Here is a 3,104-nt window from a genome sequence, read left to right as displayed (position 1 = left end):
CATTATAACACACTTAATAAAACTGGCAAGGCTCATTAAGTGTTGACGCTTCGCGGGTTACATACTGTTTTTCTTTTCATCCCCGTCCTAAAGTATCGGGGCTTTCAAGAAAACATGATCGGTAAGTGGAAAACGACCTGATTCCAGTTTAATCACATCTCTCGATTCTAGAGTTTTTTGGGTCTAGTATTGCTACCCATCCGGAAACCCGGTTTCTTGCACCCCTTCATTGTCCCGCGACATCTCAACAGAAACCCGGTTTCTACTTTAAGACTTGCCTAGACAGGGTTTGTAGCTACCCATTTTATCCCATCAAGAAATACGAACAGTAGAAAATGCTATACTGTCTCCATCCCCTGCGATGAGAACTTATTTACCATGACCATCGCCAAATCTTCCCCCTTCGGCATTACCAGCCTTCCTGACCACACCCAACTCCCCGATTCTGACGGTACTTTTGTGAAAAACTTTCAGGAGCATCCCCAAAGTATCTTATTAACTGATTCGATTAAACCCACCCTAGAACAACTCCATCCTGACGGACAATATGCTATCGGTCAGGATTGCGGCATTTACTGGCGACTCACAGACCCTCCCGAAAAAGGGGCAGAATGTCCAGATTGGTTCTATGTTCCTAATGTTCCCCCGAGTCTAGAGGGACGAGTCCGACGGTCTTATGTCTTGTGGCAAGAGTTTATCCCCCCTTTAATTGCCATTGAATTTGTTTCAGGAGATGGGTCAGAAGAGCGAGATAGAACACCTTTATCTCAGATAGGTCAAGACCGTCAAAAACCGGGCAAATTCTGGGTATATGAACAGATTATCCGTCCCGCCTTTTATGCCATTTATGAGGTAGAAAGAGCCAGTGTAGAGGTTTATCATGTCATTGAAAATCATTATGAGTTAGTTCAGGCCAATGAGCGAGGGCATTATCCCATAGAACCAATGGGGGTGGAGTTGGGGATATGGCAAGGGCGCTATGGGAATCTAGAGTTGCCTTGGTTGCGGTGGTGGGACAGTGAGGGGAATTTGTTGCTGACGGGGGAGGAAAGGGCAGCACGAGCAGAGTTGGAGTTACAACAAGAACGTCAACGGGCGGAAGCTGAACGCCAACGAGCAGAACGACTGGCAGAATTATTACGCGCTCAGGGCATTAATCCAGAGGAATTGTGAGTCAATTAGAACACCTATTCTGATCCAAGTGTTATAATCCTAGCCACACCCTGCGATGAGAAACGATTAACTATGACCATCGCCAAATCTTCCCCCTTCGGCATTACTAGCCTTCCTGACCACACCCAACTCCCCGATTCTGACGGTACTTTTGTGAAAAACTTTCAGGAGCATCCCCAAAGTATCTTATTAACTGATTCGATTAAACCCACCCTAGAACAACTCCATCCTGACGGACAGTATGCTATCGGTCAGGATTGCGGCATTTACTGGCGACTCACAGACCCTCCCGAAAAAGGGGCAGAATGTCCAGATTGGTTCTATGTTCCTAATGTTCCCCCGAGTCTAGAGGGACGAGTCCGACGGTCTTATGTCTTGTGGCAAGAGTTTATTTCCCCTTTAATTGCCATTGAGTTTGTCTCTGGGGATGGGTCAGAAGAGCGAGATAGAACACCTTTATCTCAGATAGGTCAAGACCGTCAAAAACCGGGTAAATTCTGGGTGTATGAACAGATTATCCGTCCCGCCTTTTATGCCATTTATGAGGTAGAAAGAGCCAGTGTAGAGGTTTATCATGTCATTGAAAATCATTATGAGTTAGTTCAGGCCAATGAGCGAGGGCATTATCCCATAGAACCAATGGGGGTGGAGTTGGGGATATGGCAAGGGCGCTATGGGAATCTAGAGTTGCCTTGGTTGCGGTGGTGGGACAGGGAGGGGAATTTGTTGTTGACGGGGGAGGAAAGGGCAGCACGAGCAGAGTTGGAGTTACAACAAGAACGCCAACGGGCGGAAGCTGAACGTCAACGAGCAGAATTAGAGCTACAACAAGAACGCCAACGGGCGGAAGCTGAACGCCAACGAGCGGAACGACTGGCAGAATTATTACGCGCTCAGGGCATTAATCCAGAGGAATTGTGAGTCAATTAGAACAGCTATTTCTAGGCAGGAACCCTTAAATGTGAACTTAAGACTCTCTCTTTGGGCTGGGGAGGATGTCAACTCCTGTCCCGATCTTACACAGCTACCGCTATACTTTTTTCAGTGACCGCTCATTAATGCAGAATCTATGATGTTGAATCGTTTAACTGTAATCTTGGCCAGTGCAACCGTCCTAACTTTTCTGGGGGGGTGTGAGATGATTAACTCAATTAATCCTTTTGCCTCAGAGGAGGAAACTTGGGTGGAGGAGGAAATCCCCCCGACTGAGGTAGCACCTGCGGTTCCTACTTCTCCCACGCCTTTCCGAGATGCGGTGAATAAGGCAATGGAGGCGGCTAACGCGGTGCAAACGGCTCAAACTCAGGCGGAGTGGCAACAAGTGGCGCAAACTTGGCAAGAGGCGATCGCACTTATGCAGCAAGTCCCCGCAGACGATCCCAATTATGCCACGGCTCAAGAAAAAGTCACGGAATATCAAGGCTATCTAGAATATGCTCAAACCAATGCCAGCAACACGGGACAGTAGGATTCATGGCTCATGAATAATTCTCAATTTTTCTAGCTTAACCCTAGGAATCAAAAAAATTTTTTGATATACTTGTAAATTGTGCGCCAAATGCGCTATAGTTGAAAACAGCGACGCGGGATAGAGCAGTCTGGTAGCTCGTCGGGCTCATAACCCGAAGGTCGGTGGTTCAAATCCGCCTCCCGCCACCAAATAGGATATAAAAGCCAGTGAAAACCCTAGATTCTTGAGAGTCTAGGGTTTTTCATGTTGTACCAGATTTGCTATCAGAAATATGGCGACCGAATGCTCCCTCTATTTTCTCCCCTCTATTTTCTCTTTGATGCCGAGCGCAAGATTTGACGTTCTCCCCCGCCTGAAGGCAGGGGGATTCATCGTTCTACGAGTCTCCGTTAGCTGACAGGATTTCTCCAACCAACCAAGAGGGAATCTCTCCCGATGCGTGAATTCGGGCGCGCCCCAC

General features: G+C 47.5%; 3 protein-coding genes, 1 tRNA gene and 1 pseudogene. 4 read left to right on the top strand and 1 reads right to left on the bottom strand.

The window, feature by feature from the left end; translation table 11 throughout:
• Window positions 1–378: 378 nt before the first annotated feature.
• From K4A83_RS22405 to K4A83_RS22390, 4 genes are all read left to right on the top strand, one after another.
• A complete protein-coding gene (locus tag K4A83_RS22405; RefSeq protein WP_265266934.1) occupies window positions 379–1,173 on the top strand; it encodes a Uma2 family endonuclease in 795 nt (264 codons plus the stop codon).
• A 72-nt stretch (window positions 1,174–1,245) separates the two neighbouring features.
• Window positions 1,246–2,094, top strand: a complete 849-nt coding sequence (locus K4A83_RS22400; RefSeq protein ID WP_265266933.1) for a Uma2 family endonuclease — start codon at window positions 1,246–1,248, stop codon at window positions 2,092–2,094.
• A 148-nt stretch (window positions 2,095–2,242) separates the two neighbouring features.
• Window positions 2,243–2,641 (top strand): hypothetical protein, encoded by a 399-nt coding sequence (locus tag K4A83_RS22395; protein ID WP_265266932.1) that lies wholly within the window; start codon window positions 2,243–2,245, stop codon window positions 2,639–2,641.
• Between the two features lie 114 nt (window positions 2,642–2,755).
• Window positions 2,756–2,832 (top strand) — tRNA-Met (locus tag K4A83_RS22390).
• Between the two features lie 188 nt (window positions 2,833–3,020).
• On the opposite strand, the pseudogene K4A83_RS23805 reads toward K4A83_RS22390, so the two are convergent.
• Window positions 3,021–3,104, bottom strand: a pseudogene (locus tag K4A83_RS23805) (RNA-guided endonuclease TnpB family protein); the annotation flags it as partial.

Source organism: Spirulina subsalsa FACHB-351, assembly GCF_026130165.1.
GTDB lineage: Bacteria > Cyanobacteriota > Cyanobacteriia > Cyanobacteriales > Spirulinaceae > Spirulina_A > Spirulina_A subsalsa_A.
The sequence above is the reverse complement of the archived record's forward strand: the minus strand, read 5'-3'. Positions and strand labels throughout refer to the sequence as shown.